We start from the raw sequence: 26,286 nt of genomic DNA, 5'->3' as shown, positions 1-26,286 counted from the left end.
GGTGTGGGCAGGGCCGGGGTCGGGGGCCGTACGGCGGCGGTACGGCCAGCGCGAGGCCGACGGCGGCCGGTACGACGGCGGCACGACCGGTACGAAGCCGTGGGCGGCCAAGGCTCAGGCTGGGAGCAGCCCCGTACGACGGCGGCACGGCCGGGACGAAGTCCGACGGCGGCCGGTACGACAACGGGCCGCCCCCGCCTACGAGGCGGTGCGCGACCGGAGCTGAGGCCGGGAGCGGCCGGAGCTGAGGCCGGGAGCGGCCGGAGCTGAGGCCGGGGGCGGCCGGAGCTGAGGCCGGGAGCGGCCGGTACGACGGCGATGCGGCCGGCCGCGCGGTTCGACGGCGGCCGATGCGCGAGCCCGGCGGCGCGGCGGGTGCCCTGAGTCCGGCGGCGCCCCACGTGTGGGCCCGGCGCGGCCGGCACCGGAGGGTGCGGGTCGCGCCGGGCGCTGTCCGGGGCACGGGGGTCGGTCCCGGTGGGGACCGCGGGGGGCCGGCAGGCGATCCGGGCGCCTGTGCCCCCGACCCCGGCCCGGTCACCGGGGCCGAACGGCCCCTCGGCTACGCAGCCCTGGGGTGGTCGTGGTCGTGATCGTGGTTCCGGCCGGAGCCGGGGACGGTTCCGCGGCCGCCGTCGACGGCGTGCGGCCTGCGGTGGAAGAGCGCGAGGAAGTCGGCCAGCCAGTGGTGGCGGTCGGGGTCGGCGGCCTGCGGGTCGCCGTCGCGCCGGACGGCGTCCGCCATCAGGTCGCCGACGGCGGCCGTAGCGGTGCGGTGGCCGCCGGACGTACGCCGCGACGACGCCGGGGCGGGGTGGCCCCAGCGGGCCGAGGAGACGGACGAGACCCGGCCGGACCGCATGATCCGCACCAGGTGGCCGCCGCACTCGACGCAGTTGGGCCGGGTCAGCGGGGAGGGGACGGGCACCGACTCGGCGTAGTACACGACGCTGGTGTGCCCGTACTGGTCGGTCCGGTGGGCTATCTCGTAGGACTGCTCCCAGCCGTGTCCGCAGTTCATGCAGGCGAAGGAGTACGCCTCGTGCACGGTGTCGGACGCGGTCGGCGCGGTCGGCGCGGCCGCCGCCGGTGCCGCCGGCCCGGCGGTGCCGGGGGCCGAACCGGGGGTGCCGGCGGCGGCCGGGGTGCCGAAGGTGTCGCTCATGGCAGCTCCAGATGCCCTCCCGGGCCGCGTGCCCGGAGCGGGACTTCCACCACCAGCGAACTCCCCGCCCGGCCCCCGCGCAGGAGGGGAAGCGCTCATTTGGAGCAGATTTGGGGTCTTTGTGGGCTGGCGCTGTGCTGGGCTTAAGTTTCGGCGGCAGACCTTTACCCGCGCTGTGCTGCGGCTTCAGGTCATGGCTCCCGGCCATGGCTCCCGGCCATCGCTTCGGACCATCGCTTCAGGTCGTGCTGGTCGCCGGCGGAGTCGGCGGGCGCGGATCGACCGGTGCCGCGCCCGGCCCCGGGGGTCGTCCGCCTCCTCGGCCGCGGCCGACCGAGCCGTTCACGGCCGCGGCCCTGGCCACCGCCACCGCTTACTCGGCCGCCGAACCCTTCGCCGTCGAACCGTTCGCCGCCGAGCCATTCGCCGCCTCGCCCTTGGCCGCCGACTTCGCGGCGACGACCGCGTCGAAGACCTCGCGCTTGGGCAGGCCGGCCTCGGCGGCGACCGCGGCGATGGCGGCCTTGCGGGCCTCGCCGGCCTCCTCGCGTACCGCGACGAGCCGGGCGAGTTCGGCGGGCCCCAGGTCGGCCGGCGCGGCGGGCGGCGCGCCCTCGACGACGACGGTGATCTCGCCGCGCACCCCCTCGGCGGCCCACTGCGCGAGGTCGGCCAGCGGACCGCGTTTGACCTCCTCGTACGTCTTCGTCAACTCCCGGCACACGGCGGCGCGGCGGTCGGCGCCGAACGCCTCGGCCATCGCGGCCAGCGTGTCCGCGATGCGGTGCGGCGCCTCGAAGTACACCAGCGTGCGCCGGTCGGCGGCGGCCTCGCGCAGTCGGGAGAGCCGTTCGCCCGCCTTGCGCGGCAGGAACCCCTCGAAGCAGAACCGGTCCACCGGCAGCCCGGAGACGGCCAGCGCGGTGAGCACCGCGGACGGTCCGGGCACCGCCGTGACCTTGATGTCGCGTTCCACGGCGGCGGCGACCAGCCGGTAACCGGGGTCGGAGACCGACGGCATCCCGGCGTCCGTCACCAACAGCACCCGCTGCCCCTCGGCGAGCGCCTCGACGAGCTCCGGGGTGCGCGCGGTCTCGTTGCCCTCGAAGTACGACACGACCCGGCCGCCGGTGGTGACCCCGAGCGCGGTGGTCAGCCGCCGCAGTCTGCGGGTGTCCTCCGCCGCGATCACGTCGGCGCGCGACAGCTCCGCCGACAGCCGCGGCGAGGCGTCGGAAGGGTCGCCGATGGGGGTTCCGGCCAGCACGAGTACACCAGTCACACCGCTCAGTCTCCCCTGTCGCGGGGGTGATCCTCGCCAGGGGAGGCGGCCGGCGGGGGTGGGGAGCGGGAACGGGGGCGTGATCGCGGGCGCGATCGGGGGCGTCCGAGGCCGGGCGCCGGCCGCGCGATCGGGGGGGCGCGGAGGCTGGGGGCCAGCGGCGCGATCGGGGGGCGCGGAGGCGCGATCGGGGGCGGCGGCTTGGCAGCGGCGGCACGATCGGAGGCCGCCGAAGCCGGAGAAAGTTGCGCGATCACAGCCGCCGGAGTCGGAGATAGCCATGCGATCGAGGCTTGCCGCAATCGGAGGAAGCCACCCGATCGTTGCTTGCCGCAGTCGGAGAAAGCTGTGCGATCGGGGCTTGCCGTAGTCGGAGAAGCTGTGCGATCGCGGCTTGCCAGGCCGGAAGGAGCCGTGTGATCGGGGTGTGGCGGGGCGTTGGGGCGACGGCGGGTACGGCGGCGCGGGACGCTTCCCTACGATGGGCCGGTGACGAGTGAGAGCGCTGACACCGCGACCGGCGCCGGGCAGGGCGCGACTGCGTCCGGCAGGCCGGGCGATCCGGAGGCGCCGAGCGCCTGGGAGCTGCGGCTCCGCCGCTTCGGGCACCGGCCGCGCCCGCACGGGTCGGCCCGGGACCGGCTGGTCGTGCCGTTCCAGGAACCGGGCACCCGGATCTGGGAGTTGCTGGGCCTGAAGCCGGACGTGGCCCGGCGGGCCGCGCGGTGGACCGGCTGGGGCGGCCCGCTGCTCGTCGCGGTCTTCGCCGGCGTCCTGCGGTTCTACCGCCTGGGGTCGCCGCGCGCGGTCATATTCGACGAGACGTACTACGCGAAGGACGCGTGGGCGCTGCTGCACCTCGGCTACGAGGGCACCTGGCCGGCCAACGCCAACACCTTGATCCTCCAGCACCCGCAGCAGATCCCGCTGAGTTCGGCACCGTCGTACGTGGTGCACCCGCCGGACGGCAAGTGGGTCATCTCGCTGGGCGAGTGGATGTTCGGGCTCAACCCGTTCGGCTGGCGGTTCATGCTCGCGCTGCTCGGCACGCTGGCGGTGCTGATGCTGTGCCGGATCGGGCGGCGCCTGACCCGTTCCACCGCGATCGGCTGCCTGGCGGGCGTGCTGATGTCGGTGGACGGCCTGGAGTTCGTGATGTCCCGCACCTCGTTGCTGGACCTCATCGTGATGTTCTGGGTGCTGGCGGCCTTCGGGGCGCTGCTGGTGGACCGCGACAAGGCCCGCGAACGGCTGGCGGCGGCCCTGCCGGACAGCGGCCGCGCCGATCCGCAGGCCGCCTGGTCGGCCCGGCTGGGACTGCGGCCGTGGCGGCTGGCGGCCGGCGTGCTGCTGGGCGTGGCGTGCGCCACGAAGTGGAACGGCATGTTCTACCTGGCCGCCTTCGCCGTGATGTCGGTGCTGTGGGACGTGGGCGCCCGCCGGGTGGCCGGTGCGGGCAGCGCGTTCGCCGCGATGCTGCGCCGCGACGCGCTGCCGGCGTTCCTGTCGCTGGTACCGGTGGCGTTCGCGACGTACCTGGTGTCGTGGAGCGGCTGGTTCCTCACCGGCAACGGCTACTACCGGCACTGGGCGGACCACCTCGGCGGCCCGTGGGCGTGGATCCCGGCGCCGCTGCGCAGCCTGTGGCACTACCAGCACCAGGTGTACCTGTTCAACATCAACCTGTCGCAGCCGCACACCTACCAGTCCAACCCATGGAGCTGGCTGGTCCTGGGCCGCCCGGTCTCCTACTTCTACGAGTCCCCCAAGCCCGGCCAGGACGGCTGCACCGCGGCCGGCGGCTGCGCCCGCGAGGTCCTCGCCCTGGGCACCCCGCTGCTGTGGTGGTCGGCCTGCTTCGCCCTGCTCTACCTGATCTACCGCTGGGCGATGCGCCGCGACTGGCGGGCCGGCGCGGTCCTGTGCGGCGTCGCCGCGGGCTACCTGCCGTGGTTCAACTACCAGCAGCGGACGATCTTCCTCTTCTACGCCGTCGTCTTCGTCCCCTACCTCTGCCTGGCCCTGGCGATGATGCTCGGCGCCGCCCTCGGCCCCCGAGGCGCCCCCGAACGCCGCCGCATGTGGGGCGCGGTGGGCGCCGGCACGCTGGTCCTGCTGATCGTCTGGAACTTCATCTACTTCTATCCGCTCTACACCGGCATGACGATCCCCCTGGACGCGTGGCGGAACCGGATGTGGCTGGACACCTGGATCTGACTGCGGCTCCATGAAGGGGCGCCCGCTTCGGCGGGCGCCCCTTCGGCGTTGACGGTGGTTCTCGCCGGTGGCCGCGGGTCGCCATCACCGGTCCAGGACGGCCCCGACAGGACTTCGCCGGCAGATTTTCCGCAGCAGCGGCGGACTTGATGCCAGGCGTTTCCAGCGTTCCCGCTCATGGGCTGAGGGCTGAGAAGAGCGCCGGGTGGCTGGCGGCTGCCGCGCGACCGTCAGCACAGCGGCCCGGAGAGGACGGCTTCGGCGATGCCGTGGGGTTCCCCCGGCGCGGCTTCGCCTCTGCCACAGATCCAAGTACGGCCCACCCGCATGAACTCAAATTCCACTTACCAGAAAATGGCCAGAGGAACAAATCCGCTCCACAAAACCGACCTAACAGAAGGTTATACGTCATCTCCCATTATTTTCTTGACAGATCCCCCATTCAGGCATGACCATGTCATATGCCTCGTGACAACCGAGTCACGAACACAAAACGAAAGGTCGGAAAACTTGAGATTTTTCTCGCGCAGATCCGCTGCCGTCGTGGTCGGCGTCCTTGCGCTGTCCTGCACCGCCGGGACCAGCCAAGCGTTCGCAGCTCAGAAGACCCCGCAGGTCGTCAAGCCGAACGGGTGCGTATCCGACGCTGGATACGACATAACCTCACACTCTCATCACTACAAGGACATGGTGCCCTCCGCCGAGGGCGAGGGCGGACAGTCCCTCACCATCACGCTCACCGCGGGCCTGTCCGTATCCGCAAGCATCACCGGAAGTGCCGCCTTTTCAGAAAGCGCGATCATCGCGTCTGCGAAGGAAACAATCGGCCTCACGTTCACCGGCACACTCTCAGCTTCCGTCTCCTACGGCTCCACCTGGGCCGTGCCTTCTTCCGACTCGGTCGGCTATCTGCATGCCGGTGCCGACGAGCAGTACGTGCACTGGAATTACGGCCAATACAACGGAGCCTGCACATGGGTCGTGAGCAAAAGCGGTACGGGCTACCTCCCCTACCACCTTCCGACCTTCTGGCACACCACGTGATCCGACGATTCACCGGCGCCGCGGTAACCGCTGTCTGCCTCGTCGGCCTTACGTCCTGCACATCTTCGGCGCACGGCCACGGGGCACAGCCGAGCACAGCGTCGCCGTCCCCCTCCACCAGGATCGCCACCCCGGTGAATCCGGTCTCCTACGGTCAAAAGATCCCGAACGCCGTCCTGCTCGTGAACACCAGCGGATCAGACGGTCGAACTCTTGAGATCAAAGGGGCGACCGGCAGCGGAAAATTTGCTGTCGCCGTTTCCTGCACCGGAAGCACAGCACCCCTGAGCGTCAAGGAGAGCAACGGTAAGATTCTCGAACGGATCTCAGCCTGCTCAACCAATGGAACCGTTATCTACGGGTCCAAAGGCCCACTGCGCGCCACGGACACCAGCGTCACGGTGCAGGCAAATCCGGCGACACACTGGCGTCTCGCGGCGTGGAAAATATCCGCAGGCCAGTGAGCATTTTCAGCGCCGCCTCTCCAGGGTGAGGATCGCTGCGGCGATTGGCGTCATCCGATGGGGGCTGCTGCGGAATCTGTGGAAGGTCTGCCAGGACTTCAGCCGTGCCACCCCGCACGCGACGGGTGCCCGGGCCTGGGCCACTGCTCGGTCGACCGTGCGCTGGGGAGAGCTCCCGGCCGGGGGTGTCTGCGGCCGGTGGTCAGCCACGGGCCCGCCCTCCGGTGGGCGCGGTCGACAGTCCCGGCTTTCGCACAGGATGTGGCCGGTCGGACCCGTCACGGCGGCCCTTTGGTCCTCCCCGCCTCCGCTCCTCGCCTCCCCCTTCGGGATTTCGTTGTCTGGTCGTTGACGAAAACAACGGTTTCGCGGAACGCCACCCCCGCCCCGGGGGAACCCGGCCCCGGGCCTCAACGGCGCGGCTGTGAACAGAGGCGCCAGCCGTGTCCGAGCGCTGGTCGGCCGCGGCGGCAGGTCACGCCGCGATGGTGGCGGCCCAGGACCGGCGCCCCTCGCCCAGGTGCCGCACCAGATCGAACAGTGTCCACTCGGGACAGGTCGGCACCTGCGTGTCGAGGCTGGGCGCGGAGGCGACCGCGGCGCGGAAGGCGGTCGACCGTTCGTCGATCAGCCGCAACGGATCGGGGAACTCCAAGGTCTCGTCCACGGCCATGGGTCCATCACCGCGCTCCGGCAACCGGACCGCGATTCCGCGGCCGATGTGGCCAGCCCGGTACAGGCCGCACGCCGTCGGTATGTCGGACCGCCAACTCCCGGGCGGTTTCCTCAGCGCGGTGGAAACGCCCTGCGGCGAAGCCACCACGCCGCCCACCGCGCATCGCGCATCGCGCATCGGCAACGCGACCTGGCGGCCGTCCCCAACGAACCACCGCGCGCACCCCGCTCCCCCACGGCGGACCACAGCACTCCCACCCCCGCCCCCACCCGCCCGACGCCGCCGCGAACCGGCTCCCGGTTGAAACCCTGCGGCTTGTGCGCCATCAGGCTCATGACAGGCGGTGTCGTGGCGGGGGCGCGGGGATCTCGGCGGTGAGGGCGGCAGGGTGAAAGAAATGTCCTGGTCGTGAGGAGTACGCCGTGTTGGTATCGGTTTCCGCTGTCGTGCTGTTCGGCTTCTTCGTGGCGTTCCTGCTGCGGACCAAGGCGATGACCTTCGGGTCGGGGTTCGTGGCGACGATGTTCGGGTTCTTCCTGGCGTCCTCGTGCGCGGCCGGCCCGATCAACTCGTTCTCCACCCAGATGGCCACCCTGGTCTCCGCCCTCGGCCACTGACCCCGCCCCGACAACGCCAGCCCCGCACCGGCGCCCCACCCGCCCCCGGCGCCGACCACCACCCCGTGCACCCGGCAGCGTCCGAACTCCCCTCCGACCTCCCGGCGGACAACATCCCCCGGCCGAAGACGCGTCGGCAGGCGCGCGGCCGACCGCCCACTCCGTCGGGTAAGGAACGTTCTTTCGGGTGGTCCGGGGATCGATTTCTCGCGTCCGATTACTGCAACTGGTTCACTGTGGGTATTCACAGTGTCGCCGTCGGCCCCCGACTCTCCTACGGAGGTCCGTCGCGGCTTCGGTAACGGGAGGGGTGGTCATATGCCAGCGAGGCCCAGGGAGTTGCGTCCGGACCGGTCGGCGCGGGACCTGTTCGGGGCGGAGATGCGCAGGCACCGGGCGCAGGAGTGCATGAGCCTGGAACGGCTGGGCGTCATCGTCGGGTTCAGCAAGAGCGTGCTGTCCCGGGTGGAGACGGCCGACGCGATGATGGCGCCGGACCTGCCGTCGAGGCTGGACGCGACGTTCCACACCGACGGCATCTTCGAACGGCTCTACGCGCTCGCCAGGAACGAGGTCCACCCCGACCGGTACCGCCGGCGGATGGACCTGGAACGGCGGGCGAAGGTCATCGACGAATACGGCGGCCAGGTCGTTCCCGGCCTCGCCCAGACACCGAAGTACGCCCTGGCGCTGTTCCGGGCGAGTAACCCCGAGGCCGCGGAGGGGGAGAACGAGGAGAGGGTCCTCGTCCGCATGGCCCGCCAGGGGATGTTCGACGACCACCTGGGGCCGTACCTGAACATGGTCCTGGACGAGGCGGTCCTACGGCGGCCCGTCGGCGGCCCCGAGGTCATGCGCGACCAACTGGCCGCGCTCCTGAAGCTGGTGAACACGCCGCGCAGCCTCGTTCAGGTGCTGCCGTTCAGCCACGGCGAACACTTCTTCCTGGGCGGCTCGGTGACGCTGATGACGTTGGACGACGGCACGGCGGTCGCCTACGAGGAGAGCATCGACATCGGGGCGCTACTGGAAGACAAAGAGAACGTCACTGCTCGTCGCCGGGCCTACGATCGACTCAGGGCGCACGCCCTCAGCCCGCTCGAGACGGCGGAGTTGATCCGAGACGTGATGGAGGCGCTACCGAGATGACGACCCCCGACCTGTCCCGCGCGACATGGTGCAAGTCCTCGTACTCCAACGGCAACGGTGGCAACTGCGTCGAGTGGACACCGGAGTTCGCGGCGACCGGAGTAGTGCCGGTCCGCGACAGCAAAGACCCCTCCGGCCCCGCCCTGGCATTCTCCACCACCAGCTGGACCACCTTCGTCAACGCCGTCGCCAACGGAGAATTCGACGCAGCCTGACGCGATCGCTGGCCCCCGGCCCGCGTCACGCCTGGGATGCCACTGCTGAGCTGATCCGAGAAGCGAAGGAGGCCCTACCGACATGAAGACCCCCGACCTGTCCCGCGCGACGTGGCGCAAGTCCTCGTACTCCAACGGAGGCGGCGGCAACTGCGTCGAGTGGACACCGCAGTTCGCGGCAACCGGCGTGGTCCCGGTCCGCGACAGCAAAGACCCCTCCGGCCCCGCCCTGACGTTCACCACCACCGGCTGGACCACCTTCGTCAACGCCGTCGCCAACGGAGAATTCGACGCAGCCTGACGCGATCGCTGGCCCCCGGCCCGCGTCACGCCCGGGATGCCACTGCTGAGCTGATCCGAGAAGCGAAGGAGGCCCTACCGACATGAAGACCCCCGACCTGTCCCGCGCGACGTGGCGCAAGTCCTCGTACTCCAACGGTGACGGTGGCAACTGCATCGAGTGGACACCGCAGTTCGCGGCAACCGGAGTAGTACCGGTCCGCGACAGCAAAGACCCCTCCGGCCCCGCCCTGACGTTCACCACCACCGGCTGGACCACCTTCGTCAACGCCGTCGCCACCGGGGAGTTCGACGCGGCCTGACGCCAGCACCGGCACGCGTCACGTCAGGGATGCCGCCGCAGAGGGTGGCGGGGGCCGGCACCACGGCACGACCCCCGCCGCCCCCGTCCCCGGCGCCCCACCTCCCCCGCCGTTCGCCACCCAGCCGCCCGTGCGCTGGCCACCCCGCCGGAGGCGCCCCCGGTGCACCCCGAACGTCCTCCCCCGAACAACGATCCGACCGGCGTGGCGGCACGGATCAGCAACCGCCTGACCAGCCCGACGCCGCCGCGACGCATCGGCTCCCCGGCACAGATCCATGAAGCCGCACGCCGCCGGCCCCGTGGCTTCGATACGGACGACGGCCTCAAGGATGGCCGAGCGACCGGTCGAGGTCCTGTTCACCGCGCTGGACGCGCAGACCGCGATCGTCCCCAGCACGGGTGCGGCCGCGCCCGCACCGATCACCCCGGCCCGACCGGCTCGCCGACCACCGCGTCCTCCACCAGTGCAAACCCCGGGCCGCAGGTCAGCCTGCCTCCTCGTCGTCGGCGGCCTCGCCGTCATCCTCGTCATCGTCGCCGTAGCGGGCGCGCAGCAGTATGCCGCGGCGCCAGATGTCGGCGGCCTGGCGTGGGCCCACGCCGGAGTCGGCGGCCCACTGGATCAGCGTGTCGGCGGCGCCGGCCGCCAGGCGGCCGGCCAGGCGCCGGGTCTGCGACGGGTCGAGGCCGTGCAGGAGCAGCTCTATGCCCTCGGTGTCCTCGTTCAGGACGCACGCGATCGCCGCGTCCGCCAGCCGGTCCGGGTCGAATGTCACGCCCACCTCGCTCATGCGGTCAGAATGACACTGTCCGTCCCGGTTCCGGAGTGACTCGGAGTGGAATCAGCCTCGTTGAACCCAACACTCGGCCAGTTGGAAACACCTCCACCGGGCCTTCGTCACAACTCACCGTCCACAGGCTGTGGATAAGCGGATGGCGCTGCACACCTTCCCGCCCTTGCGGGATCGCGCGGAGCGCAGGCGTGAACGGCCGGGGGCGGACGGGGAGTTCGCGGGTGGTCAGGCCGACGCGTACCAGTCGGCGTGCCGGGCGAAGCGGCCGGGGAATCCGGGGCCCGGCGGGCGGCCGGTGTCGTGCCAGAGCGCGTCGGAGGCGAAGCAGTGGTCGACGGCGAGTACGTCGAGGTCGTGCGCGGACCGGCCGAGCCGCTCCAGGCGGGCGACCGCCTCGTCGTGGGTGAGCCGGGCGCCGGGGACCGGGACGCCCCGCGCGGCGGCCAGCGCGGCGATGACGTCGGCGACGGGCACCGGGCGGGGGTGGTTGGCGTGGTAGACGGACGACGTCAGCGTGCCGTCCGGGGCCAGCGCGACGGCGGCGACGGCGCGGGCCAGGTCGTCCGCGTCGATCATCGAGGCGCGCGCCTGCCAGCCCCCGACGCTGCCGTCCAGCGCCGTCATCAGCCGGAGCATCCCGGGGCCCACCCAGCGGTCCCCGGCGCCGTACACCAGGTGCGGGCGCAGCACGACCCCGCCGGCGTCCAGCACGGCGCGTTCGGCGTCGGCGCGGGTGCGCGAGGTGTCCGACGCCGGCGCCGGCCGCAGGTCCCCGGGGTGCTCGCCGCGAAAGGGCCCGCGTCCGTAGACCGACGCCGTGCTCAGCAGTACGATCCGGCGCACTCCGGCGCGTATCGCCTCGGCGACCAGGGCCGCCGTGCCGTCCGCGTTGACCGCCCGGCACAGCTGCGGTGGGCCGCCGATCTGCGACGCGCAGTGCACGAGGACGTCGGCGCCGTCGCACACGCCGCGCAGCGACGCGGGGTCGGCCAGGTCGGCGGTGCGGATCTGCGTGCGCGCACCGTCCGGCGGTGCGGTGACCGGTCTGCGGTGGGCGATCAGCCGCAACGGCCGGTCCGGTTGCTCCCACGCGAGGCGCGCGGCGACACGGGCGCCTATGAAACCCGCGGCGCCGGTCAGGGTCAGGATCGGCATGACTCCCCGGTCTGTTCAGCAATACGTCCTGGTGCGGCCTCCATCGTGCGGTACGCGGGCGCTTGTGCGATACGTCATCGTGCGGTACACCGCAGGACGTTGCAGTACGTGGCGGCCCATCGCGGTACGTCATCGTGCGGTACGCACGCGCGCGTGCGGTACGTGAGGGCGTGTGCGGTACGTGAGGGCGTGTGCGCGAGGTCATCGTGCGGTACACGGGCCATCGCGCGGTGCGGCGTCACGCGGGGCCGCGGTCGCGTGTGGATGTCGGCGTCGGCGTCGGCGTGCGGACGGGTCCGCCGTACGCGGTCGTGCTCCCCGCGCCCCCGATCCCGCGGCGCGTCATCGTGCGGTACGTGTGCCTGATGGACGCGCCATCGTGTGCGGCGGTACGCACCGCGATCCGAATGCGGTCGGCCGACAGCGGTACGTGTGCCCGATGGACGCGTTCGTTCCGGTGCCGCTCCGCGAGGGGCCGGCGGGTCGGGGGATCGGGCGCTCCCGGGGACGGCGGGGGAGCGCCCGGACGGCTCCGGGGCGGTGCTCAGGCGAGCGGGCGGCAGGTGAGCATCGCGGAGAACAGCGTTTCGCCGTCCTGCCGCGCGGTGACGGTCACCGGGGTCTGGCCGGTGTCGTCGGGTTCGCCGGTCTCGGCCTCGATCCAGCAGGGGGCGGTGAGTTCGGCGTACCGCTCGAAGGTGCTGTGCAGCGCGACCGGGTGGACCGGACCGGGGCCGAGCAGTACTTGCGCGGCCTGGCGGGCGGCCTCGACCAGCAGCATGCCGGGGACGTGGTCCTGCGGGTGGTCGAAGTACACCGGGTGTGTGGTGTCGACCCGCAGCCGCCAGGTGCCCCGGGGGCGGCCTATGCCGGTGCGGGCGGCGTGCGCGGCGAGCGGCGCGACGTCCACGCCGAACGGGCCGTCCGACGGATCCGTCAGTACTACGTCACGCCGGTCGGTGTGCCCGACGGCGTGCGGCGGCAGCGGTACGGTGGGCTGCGTCCCGCAGACGGTGGGCCGTTCGCCGCGTATACGCCGGTACACCGCCGCCGACGTGCAGTTGTAGCCGGCGCTGCCGACCGCTATCCGCAGGGCGCCGCGCCACACCTCCGCGCGGTAGCGCAGCGACGACAGTTGGGTGCCGCGCCGGGTCACGTCGTGGCACGTCACGCGCAAGGTCAGGTCGGTGGGCAGCGGCGCGGTGCCCAGCGTGCCGGGGACGGCGGTGTACGACAGGTCCCACATGAGGAAATGGTGGCCCAGCGGCACGTCGAACTTGGCGTGCGCCAGCAGCGCGCCGGCCTGCCGGATGGTTTCGGCGAGCAGGAGCGGATCCTGCTGCCCGTATCGCGGGCTGAAAAGGGCGTGGCCGCGGGGCCATTGCGCTCCCACGATAAAACCGTCGGTTCCGTCGGTTTCCCAGTTGGTGAGAAAGACTTCACTGACGGCTGCCCTGTGCACGTATTGTCGGGGGACCGTAGTGGTGAGGGTGGGAAAATCATGTCGCGGCGGCTGGGGCGTGCCCGGCGGCGCAGGGGTGGGGACGTGGGCAACGGGCAGGCGTGGCAACGGGACCGGGGGTGTGGTGACGCTCGAGGACTGCATACGGAATCCCTGTCTCTGCGGGGGCGAGAAACAATCGGCTCGGCCTGCTGATCTCGACGTCACTGGGAATGATCAGCGAACGATGCTCCGGTTAAGATACAGACAAGCCGGTTTGGTTATCAAAGGGGTACGGAGATCAAATGGCGCAACAGGCCCGGGCGGTCAGGACACGGCGCGCGATCCTGGAAGCGGCGGCGGCGGTATTCGATGAGTGCGGTTATGAAGGGGCGAGTACCACTGAGATTCTCACAAGGAGTGGTCTGACCCGCGGCGCCCTCTACTTCCACTTCCCGTCGAAGGAGGCCATCGCCGACGCGGTGATCGACGCGCAGGCCGAGGCCCTGGTGCCGCCACCGCACAAGGTGAAGCTCCAGGCCACCATCGACCTGACCATGGCGTTCGCCGAACGGCTGCGTACCGACGTGGTGTTACGCGCCGCGATCCGGCTCAGCGTCGAGCAGGCGTCGTACCGGACACCGACCGCCGCCGCGTACCGCGGTCCGGCCGACGTGATCGTCAACCTGCTGACCACCGCCCGGCGTGAGGGCGAACTCCTCACCACCGTCGACCCGGAGGAGGTCACGCAGCTGATCGTCGGCGCTTTCGCCGGAATACAGCTGCTGTCCCAGGTCTACGAGGAACGGCGTGACCTGCCGTGCCGCATCGCCGTGCTGTGGAAGTACCTGCTGCCCTCGCTGGCCGTTCCCGGCCTCCTGCCGCACCTGCGCGCCAACCCCGAACGGGGCGCGGTCGCCCTCGCGACGGTCACGGCTGCCGCGGTTACCGGGCCGGGCGCGGACACCGCCGATCCGGGGGCCGGCGACCCCGTCGGGGTGGACGGCGCGGCCACGGATGCGGATGACGCGGTGCCGGGTGCGGATGACGCGGCCCGGGATGCGGATGACGCGGTGCCGGGTGCGGATGACGGGGACGCGGGCACGGACGACGCGGACGTGGACCCGCCTGAGTCAGCGGCCGGCCTCGCCCCCAGCGTCGAAGGTGCCTGAAGCGCCACCGAAGGCGCCCGAAACGGCGCCGAGGACCTCTCGGCCACCGCTGAAGGCGTCAACCCCGGCACCGAAGACGTGACTCCACCGCTGAAGGCGTCAACTCCGGCGCCGCAGAGGCGACGCCACCGCCGAAGAGGTGGACTCGCGGCCGCAAGCGTCGGTCCCGGCGCGGTGGACGCCGGCCACCACGTTCCGCCGCCAACGTCCGCCTGCTGTCGTTCCCCCGCCGCTTCCCCCGGGCCGTCCCACCGCCCGGGGGCCCGACCGCGTACCCCCCGGTGTGCTCCAGACCCTGGCGCAGTCCAAGCCCTGGCGTGCTCCAGGCTCCGGCGCACTCCAGGCTCACCGCTTTTTGCGGGTTTCCCGGCGTTCTGCGGGTCCCCCAGCGTTCTCCGGGCTTCCTGTCGCCCCTCGGGGGCACCGGGCGCTTTTCCGGCCTTCCCCGGCGCCCACGGCCCTCCCCGGAACCCCGGTCCCATGGCTCTCCGGCCCCCGGCTCCCCATGAGCCCAGAACCCGGAACCCCGAGCCCGGAACCGTGGACTGCCTGGACCCGGGACCACCCGCCCGCAGACCGCCCGAGCCTCGGACCGCCCAAGCAGCACGCCCAAGCCCCAACCTGCCCGGCCGGAGGCCCCGGTGGTGTGATGCCACCCGAGCCGCCGGCCGGGCGGGCCGTGTCAGCCGGCGTCGTACGCGGAGGCGCCGGTCAGCGCGCCCACCGGGCCGAGCTGGCGGTGCTGGCCGGGGAGGCGGCCGGCCGGTTCGGCGGCGGGGCGGCGCACGGCGGCCGGCCGGTGTACGCCGGGCGCGGCGTAGTGGTCGCCGGTGAGGTGGCCCGGCCGGGGCGCGGGCGGGCGGATAACGATGTCGTCGTGGGCGGCCGGGCCGTCCGCGACCGCCTGTTCGGCGGCCTGCCGCGCCGCGGCCTCCGCCTCGGCGCGGGCGGCCTCGGCGTCGGCGCGCAGTTCGGCCAGCGCGCGGTCGACCTCGGCGGTGGTGCGCGGGTCGGTCGCGGCCAGGTCCAGCAGCAGCTGCCAGATGCCGGTGGTGACCCGCGGCTCCCACCACGCGTCGTTCTCCCGGCCCATCGACTCCAGGCCCACGGTCACCGCGGCCAGCAGGCTCGCGGTCGCGTCGGGGTCGACGCCGGGCCGCAGCCTGCCCTGGGCCGCGTCGGCCGTCAGCCGTTCGCGCAGCAGCGTCAGCCAGCCGGCGCGCAGTGAACCGCCGCCGGTGCGTTCACCGGTCACGCCTTCGGCGTCCAGCCGCAGTCCGGCCCGCAGTACCGGATCGGCCCGCATACGCCGGGACATGGCGACGGTGAAGCGGGCGGCGCCGGCCAGCGTGCAGGTGCGGCCGTCGAGGCAGTGCTCGGCGGTGGCCATCACCGACGCGCGGGCCTCCTGGCGCACGGCGGCGACGAGTTCGTCCTTCGAGGCGAAATGGAAGTAGAGGGCGCCCTTGCTCACCCCGGCGGCCCGGCTGATGTCGAGCAGCCCCGTGCCCTTCATCCCCCGGTCGTCGATGAGCTCCGCGGCAGCCAGGATGAGGGCTTGGCGGGTTCGTGCGGCACGTACCTGCATCGGTCGGCACCTGTCCTTTCCGGGTGACCGCTGGCCGGGGCGGTCCTTCCCCGGCCGGTCCGTTCGGTCCCCCCATGGGGGGAGTGCTGTTTCCGTGGGCATCCTGCCATCGATGTCGCAAAAAACAAACAGTACTGTCGGGATGCTTCACGGCGAACGAGTCCACTTCTGGCCGTAGGCCCCGAGGTGACAGGGGTTACTGGCCAGTATTCGGACTGGGGCCGCCTGAGACGGTAGGGGAAGATCAAACAAACTGGCAAACCTGTTTGTCCTGTGCACCGACGGCTTACCTGCCGCCCGACCAGTTGAGTACAGTGGATTCACCGGACGGGCGCGCCGGACACCGGCCGGAGACGCGGGAGAGCAGTGATGAGCACAGCGCAGCCGCGCCGCGGGGACACCCGCCGGCGCATCCAGGAGATCGCTCTGGAGCTCTTCCTGGAACGTGGCTACGAGGGCACCTCGCTGCGGGAGATCGCCGAGCGCCTGGACGTCACCAAGGCCGCGCTCTACTACCACTTCAAGACCAAGGAAGACATCCTCGTCGCCCTGGTCGAGTCCTACTCCGCGCCGCTCGGCGAGATCATCGAATGGGCCGGCGACCGCCCGCGCGACGAGCGCACCCGGCGCGAGCTGCTCGCCCGTTACAGCGTCGTCGTGCAGGCCGCCGCCCCGCTGTTCACGTTCCTCTACGAGAACCAGGCCGCGCTGCGGGAACTGAGCATCGGTCAGCGGCTGAAGGACCAGATGCTGGCCCTGTGGGGCCTGTTCATCGACCGCGAGGGCGAACTGGCCGAACAGGCCCGTTCCGTCAGCGCGTTGATCACCGTGCACTTCGGCGGCGTTGCGATGCGCGAGCTGCCCGGCACCGCGGAGGCCAAGCGTCTCGCGCTGCTGGAGGTCGCCACCGAGATGGTCTGCGGCGGGAGTTGACGCAACGTCAGCAGGCGGGCGCGGGGCAGTTGTTGACGCGGGGCGTCAGCAGGCGCGGGGTGTCAGCGGCTGATGCGGCGGCGGTGGTTGACGCGGGGCGTTGGCGGCTGACGCGAGCCTCGGAGGTTGCCGCAGATGACGCAAGGCGTCGGCGGATGGGGCTGGTGCAGCGGGGGTGCGGCGCGGCGAGCGTGGTCCGGTTGTCCGCGGTCTGCGGTGGTCCGGGGTGTCCGTATCCGGGTGGGCTCCGGTTGATGTTGCCCGGTTGTGCGCCGGTTGATCGGACCCGTCACGCACCGTTCCTGACGTGCTCCGGCCGTCCCGTACCGGCTGCTCCGGCTGGCCGCACACGCGCCCGCACACGCACACGCACACGCACACGCACACGCACACGCACACGCACACGCACACGCACCGATCCTGACGTACTCCGGGTCCCGTACCGATCCTGCCCCGGTCCCCCGTACACGCACCGTTCCTGACGTACTCCGGCCGTCCCGTACCGGCTGCTCCGGCTGCTCCGGCTGGCCGCGCCCGCACACGCACCGATCCTGACGTACTCCGGCTGTCCCGTACCGATCCTGCCCCGGTCACCCGCACACGCACCGATCCTGACGTGCTCCGGCCGTCCCGTACCCAGACGTACTCCGACGTACCCCGGATGCCCTCACCCGGACGTGCCTCCGGTCGCGCCCCCGAACGTCCGTGCCCGAACGTGCGCTGGCCGTGCCCGGTGAGCGCCCGGTTCGCGGTCACCCGTGCGGCGCTCGCCCGCCCGGTGGGGCCGGGGGTCGGTCTCGGCCCGGACCTGGCGTGCCGGGGGTGGTCATGCCGCCCGCCGAGTAAGGCGGTGGGTGCGGTCACTCGCCGGTCTCGGCCGCCTTCGCCTCGGCGACCTTGGTGCGTACGTCGTCCATGTCGAGGGCGCGGGCCTGGCCGATCACCGATTCCAGGGCCTGCTCCGGCAGTGCGCCGGGCTCGCCGAAGACCGCGATGCCGTCGCGGATGATCATCAGGGTGGGGATCGACCGGATGTCGAAGGCGGCGGCCAGTTCCGGCTGCGCCTCGGTGTCGACCTTGCCGAAGACCACGTCGTCGTGACGGTCCGAGGCCTTGTCGTAGACCGGCGCGAACGACCGGCACGGGCCGCACCAGGAGGCCCAGAAGTCGATCAGTACGAAGCCGTTGTCCGTCACGACCTCGTTGAAGTTGTCCTTGGTCAGCTCGACCGTGGCCATGACCGCACCCTCTTTCCGTCGCCCGTCCGTCGGCCCCCGCAGGCTGCGACAACCACGCGTGGCGCGCGGGTATTCCTGGAGCCGATCCGCGTGCCCGGCCCGAGCGGGTCGTGATCTGATGACGGACGGTGTCCGGGCGGCCGCGTGGGCGCCGGGACGGGGCGACGGCGCCCACGGAAGCGGCGGACCACCGAGGGATGGGGGACGGGATGCGGCTGAGTACGCACGAATGGGGCAGCGGGGAGCGGATCGCGCTGCTGGTGCACGGGATGATGTCGGACCACCGGCTGTGGCACCGGGTCGGTCCCGAGCTGGCCGATCGCGGCTACCGGGTGATCGCCGCCGACCTGCGCGGTCACGGCGGCAGCGGCCGGGCCGACGTATACACACCGTCGCTGTTCGCCGACGACCTGGCCGAGACCCTGCCGGCCGGCGCGGAGCTCGCGATCGGCCACTCCCTCGGCGGCCTGGCCCTGTCGCTGGCGGTGGACCGGCTGCGGCCGGCGCGCGCGATCTACTCCGACCCCGCGTGGTGCGTCACCGATCAGGCCCGGCAGATGGGCCCGGCGATGTTCCGCACCTACGCGCGCATGTCGCGCCGCCAGATCCAGTTCTTCAACTCCCGCTGGCCCGAGGACGATCTGGACATCGAGCTGGCCACCTTGCAGGTGTGGGACCCGGCGGTGGCCGACTTCCTGGCCGGCGGCGCGCTCGCCACGTTCCTGCCCGAACGGCCGCTGGTGCCCTCACTGGTCCAGCTGCCCGAAGTCAGCTACCTGACCGGCCCCGCCGAGGCGGCCCTGCTCACCGGCCGCGGCTTCGAGATCCGCAGGGTCGAAGGCACCGGGCACTGCATCCACCGCGACGACCACGACGGCTTCATGGCCTCGCTGGAGGGCTGGATCTGATGGTCCGTCAGTCCTCAGTGCCGGTACGAGCCCCGGCCCCGGAGGCGGAGGCCGCACTGCCGTCAACCCCGGCACCGGCGCCGGCCCCGGAGGCGGCGGCGACCCCAGCCACAGCCCCGGAGGCGGAAGCGGCCCCCGAGCCGGGACCAGCGCCAGAGGACGCCTTGGCGCCGCAGGCGGAGGACGCCCCGGCGCCGCAGGCAGAGGCACTCGCGCCGGAAGCGCCCGTCCGGATCGTCGTGCTCAACGGCGGTTCCAGCGCGGGGAAGTCGAGCATCGCGCGGGCCCTTCAGGACCTGCTGCCCGACCCGTGGCTCGCCTTCGGCATCGACGACTTCGTCGCGGCGCTGCCCGGCCGGCTGCGTTCCCCGGGCGACGGGACCGGCATCGCCTTCGGCCCCGGCGGCGAGGTCGTGGTCGGCGACGGGTTCCGGGGGTTGGAGGCCGCCTGGGTCGCCGGGCTCGCCGCGACGGTGCGGGCCGGCGCGCGGATCATCGTCGACGACGTCTTCCTCGGCGGCGGCGCCTCCCAGGACCGGCTGCGCACCGCCTTCGCCGGGCTGCCGGTGCTGTGGGCGGGCGTGTGGTGCGACGCGGCCACCGCCGCCGGGCGGGAACGCGGCCGCCCCGACCGCGTCCCCGGCATGGCCGCCGGTCAGGCCGACCTGGTCCACCGCGGCGTCATCTACGACGTCGAGGTCGACACCGCGGACACCTCCACCGACGCGTGCGCCCGGGCGATCGCCGCCCGGCTGCAACGAACCCGCCAGACCGCCGACCGCGACCGCCCCGACCGCGCCCCGGTCCGGGACCGCTCCGACCTGGACCGTCCCGACCGGGCACCCTCCGACTGAGGCCGCCCCGACCAAGACCGCCCCGCCCGGCCGCGGACCGACGGAACCTCGCCCGGCGCCCATAAATAACGGTGCGTCAGAACAGCGCCCCGGCCGCGGCGTTGCCGTTCAGCGGGAACAACGCGTCGCCGGAGCGGCCCTGTTCGAGGTCGAGCAGGAACCGCTTGCGTTCCACGCCGCCGCCGTAACCGGTCATGTTGCCGTCGGAGCCGACCACCCGGTGGCACGGCACGACGATGCTCACCGGGTTCCTGCCGTTGGCCAGGCCCACCGCGCGCGACGCGGTCGGCTGCCCGATGTGCCGGGCCAGTTGCCCGTACGTGAGGGTGTCGCCGAACGGGATCTCGCGCAGCGCGTCCCACACCCGGCGCTGGAACGGTGTGCCGGCCGGCGCCAGGGGCAGGTCGAAGTCGGTCAACTCCCCGGCGAAATAGGCCCGTAGCTGCTCGATGACGGCACCGAAGGGCGCGGTGTCCGGGGCGCCGAAGGTGGACTCGTCGGGGCGGTGCCGGTGCTGCTCCATGTACAGGCCGCTCAGCGCGCCGTCGGTGGCCACCAGGGTCAGCGGCCCGACGGGGGAGTCGGCCACGGTGTGGTTGCGCATGAACATCAGTCCTTCGGGAGGTGGTTGACGGCGTGGTCCGTGGTGGCCCACAGGTACTGCACGGCGTACGCCCGCCACGGGCGCCACGCCTCCGCGTGCCGGGTGAACGCCGCCGGGGTGGCCGGCAGGCCCAACTCCTTTGCGGCGCGGCGGGTTCCGAGGTCGGTGGGCAGGAAGGCGTCCGGATCGCCCAGCGCCCGCATGGCGACCGACTCCACCGTCCACGGCCCGAACCCCGGCAGCCGGGCCAGCCGGGCCCGTGCCTCGGTCCAGTCCCCGCCCACGTCGAGGTCGATCGTGCCGTCGGCCAGCGCGGCCACCAGCGACGTGACGGTGGTGCGCCGGGAGGCCGGCATGGCCAGGGCCTGCGGATCGAGCCCGGCCAGCGCCTCGGCGGACGGGAACAGGTGCGTCAGCCCGCCCTCCGGGTCCCGCACCGGCTCGCCGTGCGCGGCCACCAGCCGTCCGGCGTGCGTGCGGGCGGCCGCGGTGGAGACCTGCTGGCCCAGCACCGCCCGGACGGCGAACTCCGGACCGTCCACCGTCCCCGGCACCCGGCGCCCCGGGGCCTTGCGCACGTGCGGTGCCAGCACCGGGTCCCGGGACAGCAGTTCGTCGACGGCCACCGGGTCCGCGTCCAGGTCGAGCAGCCGGCGGCAGCGGCTGATGGCGATCGCCAGGTCCCGCAGGTCGCCCAGCCGCAGCTCGCAGGCGATGTGCCCGTCGCGCGGGCTCAGCGCGACCACGCCCGGCCCGTGCGGCAGCCGCAGCGTCCGCCGGTACGCGCCGGCCCGCCACTCCTCCACGCCCGGCACCGCGGTGGCCGCCAGATGCCCGAACAGGTTGTCCGGGCACAGCGGCCGGCGGTACGGCAGGCGCAGCGACAGCGCCCCCGGCGTGCCGCTCGCGTCCGCCGGCCCCGCACCGGCGGCGCGCCCGCGGGCCCGTTCGCGCAGCTCGGTCGGCGACAGGGCGAAGACGCCCCGCACCGTCTCGTTGAACGCCCGGATGCTGGCGAACCCGGCCGCAAACGCCGCGTCGGTCATCGTCAGCCCGGTCGTCTCGATCAACAGCCTCGCGGTCTGCGCCCGTTGGGCCCTGGCCAGCGCGAGCGGCCCGGCGCCCAGCTCGGCGAGCAGCTGGCGTTCCACCTGACGGGTGCTGTAGCCGAGGCGGGCGGCCAGGCCCGGCACGCCCTCCCGGTCCACGACGCCGTCGCCGATCAGCCGCATCGCGCGGGCCACCACGTCGGCCCGCACGTTCCACTGCGGGCTGCCCGGGCTGGCGTCCGGCCGGCAGCGCTTGCACGCCCGGAACCCGGCCTGCTGGGCGGCGGCCGCGCTGGGGTAGAAGGTCATGTTCTCCGGTTTGGGCGGCACCACCGGGCAACTCGGCCGGCAGTAGATCCCGGTGGTCCGCACCGCGGTGAAGAACCACCCGTCGAACCGGGCGTCCTTCGACCGCACGGCCCGCACGCAGTTCTCGAAGTCCTGGTACACCCCTTCAGCATCACCGGTCGGCCCCCGCGGGGCCAGCGGAAAAACGACATCAAGCTCGCGCCACCGCAGGCCGCCGGGATGATGCGGTGACGCAGGGGGGCTTTTCCGCCGGTGTACGTGGTGGCTGACGCTTTCGGAACCGTACGTGGTGGGCGGCGTCCCCGCGTACGTGCGTAACGGCCGGCGTCCTCCATGAACGCGGTGAGTGCCCGGTCGGCGAGGGCGGGACGGAACTCGATGCCGGCGGGGTGGTGGTTCTCGTCGGGAACGGAGTGCGGGGAACGGAGTACGGGCGGACGGAGCGGGGAGCGCGGAGCGGGGCTGACAGTGCGGGAAACGGGGCGGGGAGCGCGGCGCCGGGCGGACGGCGCTCCTCCCCCAGTCGAACATATGACCCCTTTGAGTGAAACGCGGCACTCGTGGAACCGTCGCGGGGGCGGTGGGCGTTTTCTCCGGTATGAACCTGCTCGACCTGGTGATCGCCCTGCTGGCGATCGCGTTCGCCGTCTCCGGGTACCGCCGCGGCCTGGTGGCGAGCTGCATCCTGCTCGCCGGCTTCGTCGGCGGCGCGGTGCTCGGCGTGTGGGCGCTGCCGTTCGCGCTGCGCCCGACGACGCCCGGCACGACGGGCGCGCTGGTCGTCGCGCTGCTGGTGGTCCTGGTGCCGGCCGGGATCGGGCACGCGCTGGCCGGGCTGCTGGCCTGGCGGGTGCGCCGGCACCTGGAGTGGGGGCCGGTGCGGGGACTGGACGGCGTCGGCGGCGCGGCGGCCGGCGCGGTCGCGCTGCTGGTGTTCGCCTGGGTGTTCGCGGGCGTGCTCGCGACCTCGCCGGCGGCGCTGCTGAGCCGGCAGATCCGCGGGTCGGCGGTGCTCGGCGCGGTGGACCACGTGATGCCCTCGCAGACCCCGACGTGGTTCAGCAGCGCCGCCGGAGCGCTGTCGGGAGCCGGGTTCCCGCAGGTCTTCAACCCCTTCGAGAACGAGCCGGCGGCCACAGTGCCCGCCCCCTCCGGCGACGCGGTGACCCCCGCCGCGATCCGGGCCGCCCGGGCGGGCGTCGTCAAGATCTCGGGCGTCGCCGACGTCTCCGGCGGCCGGCGCGGCCAGGAGGGCAGCGGGTTCGTCTACGCCGCCGACCACGTCATGACCAACGCCCACGTGGTCGCCGGGGTCCGTTCGCCCGCCGTCCAGGTCGGCGGGGTCGGGCTGCCGTACCGGGCGCGGGTGGTGCTGTTCGACCCGGAGACGGACATCGCCGTCCTCGACGTGCCCGGCCTGTCCGCGCCCGTCCTGCCCTTCGCCGGCCCGGCCGCCCGTGCGGCGCCCGCGGTAGTGGCCGGCTACCCGCAGAACGGCGGCCTCGACGTACGCGCCGCCACCGTCGCGTCCCGCATCACCGCCACCGGCCAGGACATCTACGGCGACAACTCCACCACCCGCGAGGTCTACCAGCTGCGCGCCGATGTGCGCCCCGGCAACTCCGGCGGCCCGCTGCTGACCACCGGCGGCCGGGTCTACGGCGTGGTCTTCGCCCGCTCCACCGCCGAGCCGGACATCGGCTACGCCCTCACCGCCCGCCAGGTCGCCGCCGACGCCACCCGCGGCGCCGGCGCCACGACGGCGGTCTCCACCGGCGACCGGGCGGCCCTGTGAGGACGCGACGGCCGGACCGGCCGCCGCAGGGGCACGGAGGCACAGGAACTCAAGGGCTCAGGGGCTCAAGAGCGCCCAAGGGCTCAACCCGGCCGCGACAGCAGGTAGATCGCGCTGATGCCGGCGTCGGCGGGGTCGTCGGTGGCGAGTTCGCGGGACTCCAGATGGCGGAAACCGGCCTTCTCCAGAGCGCGGCAGGAGGCGCGGTTGGCGGCGAGCGGCACGGCGACGACGCCGGTGACGTCCGGGTAGGAGTCGAGGACGAGCAGGGCGAAGGCGCGGATGGCGGCGCTGCCGACGCCCTTGCCACGGTGTTCGGCGGGACCGATGAGGTAGTCGACGCCGGCCACGTCCGGCACGCCCACCGTGCGGTCCCAGTCGGGCTCGTCGGTGTGCCGGTACGCCTGGATGAGCCCGACGGGGGCGTCGTCGAGCCGGATGACGCAGGCGCGCATCGGGTCGGCGCCGTCCACCACGTCGCCGTAGTGCGCCTCGACGGCGGCGACCGTGGGCTCCGGGTCGAGCCACCAGGCGCGTACGTGCGGCAGCGCCAGCCAGGAGGCCAGCAGCGGGAAGTCGGCGCGGGTCAGCGGGCTGAAGGCGATTCTCACCGGTGCGGCGCCTCACCGCGGGCGGACTCGGCGCCCGGGTCCGCGACGGCGTCCGGGGTGGAGTCCGCGGCGGGGCCCGCGACGGCGTCCGGGGCGGAGTCCGCGGCGGGGCCCGGGGTGGAGTCCGCTGCCGGGGCGTCGGCCGGGGCGGGCGGGGCGTCGGCCGGGGCGGCGGTGGCGGGGGTGCGGGTGGAGAGCCAGGCGTCGAGTTCGGTGGTGACGCGGCGGTCCATGGCCATGGACAGCTCCGCCTCGACCACGTTCTTCGCCAGCGGGCGCAGCCGGTCGAGGGCCTCCGCCAGCCGGGTGGCGGCGCCGGCCGGCAGGTCGGGGGCGGCGGCGTCGATGACGTGGGTGCGGGTCAGCACGGTGAACAGGTCGGCCAGCGCGTCGACATGGCGCCGCACCTCGCGCCCGGTGGCCAGCACGGCCGACAGCGGCACGCCCTCGCGGACCAGGGCGGCGGAGGCGTCGAGCAGGCGGCGGCTGACGTGTACGACGTCGTCGCCGTCGACCGCTATGTAGCCGATGTCGAGGGCGGTGGCGAGGTTGTCGGCGGTGACGTCGGCGCCGAAGGAGTCGGCGAGTTCGGGCGGGGTGAGGCGCACCGGGGTCTCCTCGGACCAGGGGGTGGCCAACGCGCTTTCCAGGCCCAGGAGTTCGCCGACGTCGCGGCCGTTCTCCCAGGCGGCGATCAGGTCGGCGATGCCGCCGAGGGTGTGACCGCGTTCCAGCAGGGCGGCGACGGTGCGCAGCCGGGCCAGGTGGGCGTCGCCGTACCAGGCGATGCGGCCCTGGCGGCGGGGCGGCGGCAGCAGCCGGCGTTCGCGGTAGAACCGCAGCGTCCGCACGCTGACTCCGGCTTCCTTGGCCAGCTCCGCCATCCGGTATTCGCGTCCGCGGTCGCGTGGTTCGCCTGAATCCTCCACACCGGCCAGCTTACGTGGCCGACCCCGCACGGTGGCCCGCGGTGGCGCGGTGCGGATGCCCCTTTTGACCAAAGCGGACATTTGTCTTTATGAGGGCGTATCCCGGCAAAGAATGCTTCGTTGAAGGGCTGTGACAACGGTGAGCGACAGGCACGAGGGGGCGTACGCCCGGCGCGTGGATGGTGGACAGCGGGAGGCGCGCGCGCTGGCGCTCCCCCCGGTACGGGGTGTGCGACCGTGAGGCACGGCGGCCGGCCGGACCCCGGTGAGGAGTGGGACGCCCGCGCGACCCCCTACGACGGCCGGCGCGGCACGGGGTACGGCGGGCGGGCGCTGCCGGACTACGAGGCGTACGAGACGCTGTCGTACGAGCCCACGGCCTACGAGCCCACGGCGTACGAGCAGCGGGTCTACGAGACGCGGGCCTACGAGTCCAGGGGCTACGAGCCGGCGCCCTATGACGCGACGGGGTACGAGGCGACGGGGTACGAGGCGCTGTCCTACGACGGTGAGACGTACCCCGGCGTCTCCTACGAGGGCACCGGGTACGAGACCGGCGCCTACACGGGCGGTTACGACGCCGGCGCCGGGCCGGGCGGCTATCCGGCGATGGACGAGACCCCGGCGTACGGCGTGGCCGCCGCGGGCGCCGCCGGCGGATACCCCGGCGGTCCCGGTCCGCGGATCGCGGACCCGGGGATGGACGCCGCCGAGGCGGAGACGTACGGGCCGTCCTGGGAGTTCGAGGAGGGCCTGGCCCGGCTGTTGCAGACCTCGGCGCCGGAGAGCGTGCCGCCGCGCATCCCCCGGCAGCGGTTCGCGCACCGCAGGCAGTCCAAGCGGCTGGCCCGGGCCTGGCGGCGGGTGCGGCGGCTGGTGAAGGCGGCCGGCCCGATCTCCTGGCTGAAGCTGATCAGCCTCACGCTGGCCGCGCTCACCGCCGTCGTCGTCGCGGTCGTCGGCGCGCTCAGTGGCGTGATCTCCTACGACCCGCTGCGCAGGCTCGCGGTGCCCGGCGTGGTGGGCGAACTGGCCGGCTTCTGGCCGCTGCTGGTCTACGGGCCGTGGCTGGTGGCGTCGATGTCGATCCTGCGGGCGGCGGTGCACCGCAGGCGGGCCGCGCACTCGTGGCTGGTGGTGGTGATCTTCTCCGCGATCGCGGTCTACCTGTGCGTGGCGCACGCCGGCCGCACCCCGGTCCGGCTGGCGGTCGCGGGCCTGCCGCCGATCACCGCGCTGGTCTGCTTCCACCAGCTGGTCCGGCAGATCACCCTCACCAACCCGCCGCGCAAGGGCCCGCGCCGCCCCCGCCACACCGCACGCCGCGACTGACCGCGCGCCGACACCCCATGCGCCGGCCACCGCCGCACCCCCGGGACCTCGCGCGCCGGCCACCCCCGCACCCCCGGCACCCCGCGCTCCGGCCGCCGCCGCACCCTCCTCGCCCCGGCCGCCCCGCGCTCCCGCATCCCG

General features: G+C 73.1%; 26 protein-coding genes and 1 pseudogene. 15 read left to right on the top strand and 12 right to left on the bottom strand.

The annotated features are described in order from the left end of the window. Window positions 1-226: hypothetical protein (locus tag POF43_RS26255; protein WP_282704785.1), on the top strand; the 226-nt coding region annotated here is incomplete at its 5' end. Between the two features lie 336 nt (window positions 227-562). Here POF43_RS26255 and POF43_RS26250 read toward each other — a convergent pair. Then, window positions 563-1,165, bottom strand: a complete 603-nt coding sequence (locus POF43_RS26250) for a hypothetical protein (protein ID WP_271324650.1) — start codon at window positions 1,163-1,165, stop codon at window positions 563-565. Between the two features lie 373 nt (window positions 1,166-1,538). Next, a complete protein-coding gene (gene rsmI, locus POF43_RS26245; RefSeq protein ID WP_282704784.1) occupies window positions 1,539-2,447 on the bottom strand; it encodes a 16S rRNA (cytidine(1402)-2'-O)-methyltransferase in 909 nt (302 codons plus the stop codon). 489 nt (window positions 2,448-2,936) lie between these two features. Here rsmI and POF43_RS26240 point away from each other — a divergent pair, with 489 nt between their 5' ends. From POF43_RS26240 to POF43_RS26230, 3 genes are all read left to right on the top strand, one after another. Beyond that, entirely contained in the window at window positions 2,937-4,664 is a 1,728-nt protein-coding gene (locus tag POF43_RS26240) for a dolichyl-phosphate-mannose--protein mannosyltransferase (RefSeq protein WP_271318490.1), read from the top strand. Between the two features lie 543 nt (window positions 4,665-5,207). After that, on the top strand, window positions 5,208-5,708 hold the full coding sequence (locus tag POF43_RS26235; RefSeq protein ID WP_271324652.1) for a hypothetical protein: 501 nt from the start codon (window positions 5,208-5,210) through the stop codon (window positions 5,706-5,708). 134 nt (window positions 5,709-5,842) lie between these two features. Next, on the top strand, window positions 5,843-6,172 hold the full coding sequence (locus POF43_RS26230) for a hypothetical protein (RefSeq protein WP_271324651.1): 330 nt from the start codon (window positions 5,843-5,845) through the stop codon (window positions 6,170-6,172). Window positions 6,173-6,650: 478 nt separating this feature from the next. Here the strand turns inward: POF43_RS26230 and POF43_RS26220 are convergent. Then, window positions 6,651-6,839, bottom strand: a pseudogene (locus POF43_RS26220) (maleylpyruvate isomerase N-terminal domain-containing protein); the annotation flags it as partial. Window positions 6,840-7,270: 431 nt separating this feature from the next. Here POF43_RS26220 and POF43_RS26215 point away from each other — a divergent pair. The 5 genes from POF43_RS26215 to POF43_RS26195 all read left to right on the top strand — a co-directional run bounded on the left by POF43_RS26215 (window position 7,271) and on the right by POF43_RS26195 (window position 9,431). After that, the gene (locus POF43_RS26215) at window positions 7,271-7,465 is read left to right on the top strand and encodes a hypothetical protein (protein WP_271326198.1); all 195 of its coding nucleotides are present in this window, start codon (window positions 7,271-7,273) and stop codon (window positions 7,463-7,465) included. Between the two features lie 318 nt (window positions 7,466-7,783). Further along, complete coding sequence (locus POF43_RS26210) at window positions 7,784-8,614, top strand: DUF5753 domain-containing protein (RefSeq protein WP_271318511.1); 831 nt, start codon at window positions 7,784-7,786, stop codon at window positions 8,612-8,614. Beyond that, window positions 8,611-8,829 carry a DUF397 domain-containing protein gene (locus POF43_RS26205; protein ID WP_271325818.1) on the top strand — a complete coding sequence of 73 codons (219 nt, stop codon included), beginning with the start codon at window positions 8,611-8,613 and terminating at the stop codon, window positions 8,827-8,829. Before POF43_RS26210 ends, POF43_RS26205 begins: the two co-directional genes overlap by 4 nt. Window positions 8,830-8,911: 82 nt before the next feature. Next, entirely contained in the window at window positions 8,912-9,130 is a 219-nt protein-coding gene (locus POF43_RS26200; RefSeq protein ID WP_271325817.1) for a DUF397 domain-containing protein, read from the top strand. Between the two features lie 82 nt (window positions 9,131-9,212). Continuing rightward, window positions 9,213-9,431: a DUF397 domain-containing protein gene (locus POF43_RS26195; RefSeq protein ID WP_271325816.1), complete on the top strand. Its 219-nt coding sequence runs from the start codon at window positions 9,213-9,215 to the stop codon at window positions 9,429-9,431. 487 nt (window positions 9,432-9,918) lie between these two features. Here the strand turns inward: POF43_RS26195 and POF43_RS26190 are convergent, their stop codons facing one another. The 3 genes from POF43_RS26190 to POF43_RS26180 form a co-directional block, all read right to left on the bottom strand. Next, a complete protein-coding gene (locus POF43_RS26190; RefSeq protein WP_271325095.1) occupies window positions 9,919-10,224 on the bottom strand; it encodes a hypothetical protein in 306 nt (101 codons plus the stop codon). 228 nt (window positions 10,225-10,452) lie between these two features. Then, window positions 10,453-11,382 (bottom strand): NAD-dependent epimerase/dehydratase family protein, encoded by a 930-nt coding sequence (locus POF43_RS26185; protein WP_271325094.1) that lies wholly within the window; start codon window positions 11,380-11,382, stop codon window positions 10,453-10,455. Between the two features lie 544 nt (window positions 11,383-11,926). Then, entirely contained in the window at window positions 11,927-12,988 is a 1,062-nt protein-coding gene (locus POF43_RS26180) for a ScbA/BarX family gamma-butyrolactone biosynthesis protein (RefSeq protein WP_271325093.1), read from the bottom strand. Between the two features lie 140 nt (window positions 12,989-13,128). On the opposite strand from POF43_RS26180, the gene POF43_RS26175 reads away from it, so the two are divergent. Beyond that, window positions 13,129-13,995: a ScbR family autoregulator-binding transcription factor gene (locus tag POF43_RS26175; protein WP_271325092.1), complete on the top strand. Its 867-nt coding sequence runs from the start codon at window positions 13,129-13,131 to the stop codon at window positions 13,993-13,995. A 682-nt stretch (window positions 13,996-14,677) separates the two neighbouring features. Here the strand turns inward: POF43_RS26175 and POF43_RS26170 are convergent. Further along, entirely contained in the window at window positions 14,678-15,583 is a 906-nt protein-coding gene (locus tag POF43_RS26170; protein WP_271324067.1) for a ScbR family autoregulator-binding transcription factor, read from the bottom strand. Between the two features lie 369 nt (window positions 15,584-15,952). Here POF43_RS26170 and POF43_RS26165 point away from each other — a divergent pair, with 369 nt between their 5' ends. Continuing rightward, window positions 15,953-16,516 (top strand): TetR/AcrR family transcriptional regulator, encoded by a 564-nt coding sequence (locus POF43_RS26165; RefSeq protein WP_271314400.1) that lies wholly within the window; start codon window positions 15,953-15,955, stop codon window positions 16,514-16,516. Window positions 16,517-17,376: 860 nt separating this feature from the next. Here POF43_RS26165 and trxA read toward each other — a convergent pair. Then, on the bottom strand, window positions 17,377-17,754 hold the full coding sequence (gene trxA, locus POF43_RS26160; protein ID WP_271324066.1) for a thioredoxin: 378 nt from the start codon (window positions 17,752-17,754) through the stop codon (window positions 17,377-17,379). Between the two features lie 209 nt (window positions 17,755-17,963). On the opposite strand from trxA, the gene POF43_RS26155 reads away from it, so the two are divergent. Both POF43_RS26155 and POF43_RS26150 read left to right on the top strand, forming a co-directional pair. Next, the gene (locus POF43_RS26155; RefSeq protein WP_271324065.1) at window positions 17,964-18,662 is read left to right on the top strand and encodes an alpha/beta fold hydrolase; all 699 of its coding nucleotides are present in this window, start codon (window positions 17,964-17,966) and stop codon (window positions 18,660-18,662) included. A 233-nt stretch (window positions 18,663-18,895) separates the two neighbouring features. Further along, on the top strand, window positions 18,896-19,516 hold the full coding sequence (locus tag POF43_RS26150) for a chloramphenicol phosphotransferase CPT family protein (protein WP_372516127.1): 621 nt from the start codon (window positions 18,896-18,898) through the stop codon (window positions 19,514-19,516). 76 nt (window positions 19,517-19,592) lie between these two features. Here POF43_RS26150 and POF43_RS26145 read toward each other — a convergent pair whose 3' ends face one another. Both POF43_RS26145 and POF43_RS26140 read right to left on the bottom strand, forming a co-directional pair. Beyond that, complete coding sequence (locus POF43_RS26145) at window positions 19,593-20,120, bottom strand: methylated-DNA--[protein]-cysteine S-methyltransferase (protein WP_271324064.1); 528 nt, start codon at window positions 20,118-20,120, stop codon at window positions 19,593-19,595. 5 nt (window positions 20,121-20,125) lie between these two features. Then, complete coding sequence (locus POF43_RS26140; protein ID WP_271324063.1) at window positions 20,126-21,619, bottom strand: AlkA N-terminal domain-containing protein; 1,494 nt, start codon at window positions 21,617-21,619, stop codon at window positions 20,126-20,128. 457 nt (window positions 21,620-22,076) lie between these two features. Between POF43_RS26140 and POF43_RS26135 the strand changes: the two genes are divergently transcribed. Then, entirely contained in the window at window positions 22,077-23,273 is a 1,197-nt protein-coding gene (locus POF43_RS26135) for a MarP family serine protease (protein WP_271324062.1), read from the top strand. An 83-nt stretch (window positions 23,274-23,356) separates the two neighbouring features. Here the strand turns inward: POF43_RS26135 and POF43_RS26130 are convergent, their stop codons facing one another. After that, on the bottom strand, window positions 23,357-23,884 hold the full coding sequence (locus tag POF43_RS26130; RefSeq protein WP_271314404.1) for a GNAT family N-acetyltransferase: 528 nt from the start codon (window positions 23,882-23,884) through the stop codon (window positions 23,357-23,359). Further along, window positions 23,881-24,768 carry a MerR family transcriptional regulator gene (locus POF43_RS26125; protein ID WP_372516126.1) on the bottom strand — a complete coding sequence of 296 codons (888 nt, stop codon included), beginning with the start codon at window positions 24,766-24,768 and terminating at the stop codon, window positions 23,881-23,883. Before POF43_RS26125 ends, POF43_RS26130 begins: the two co-directional genes overlap by 4 nt. A 282-nt stretch (window positions 24,769-25,050) precedes the next feature. On the opposite strand from POF43_RS26125, the gene POF43_RS26120 reads away from it, so the two are divergent. Next, on the top strand, window positions 25,051-26,145 hold the full coding sequence (locus POF43_RS26120; protein ID WP_271325779.1) for a DUF2637 domain-containing protein: 1,095 nt from the start codon (window positions 25,051-25,053) through the stop codon (window positions 26,143-26,145). Window positions 26,146-26,286: the final 141 nt, after the last annotated feature.

The sequence above is a fragment of the Streptantibioticus silvisoli genome (assembly GCF_027947535.2).
In the GTDB taxonomy this organism is placed as follows: domain Bacteria; phylum Actinomycetota; class Actinomycetes; order Streptomycetales; family Streptomycetaceae; genus Streptantibioticus_C; species Streptantibioticus_C silvisoli.
Note: the sequence above shows the minus strand (reverse complement) of the source record. Positions and strands in the feature narration are given on the sequence as shown.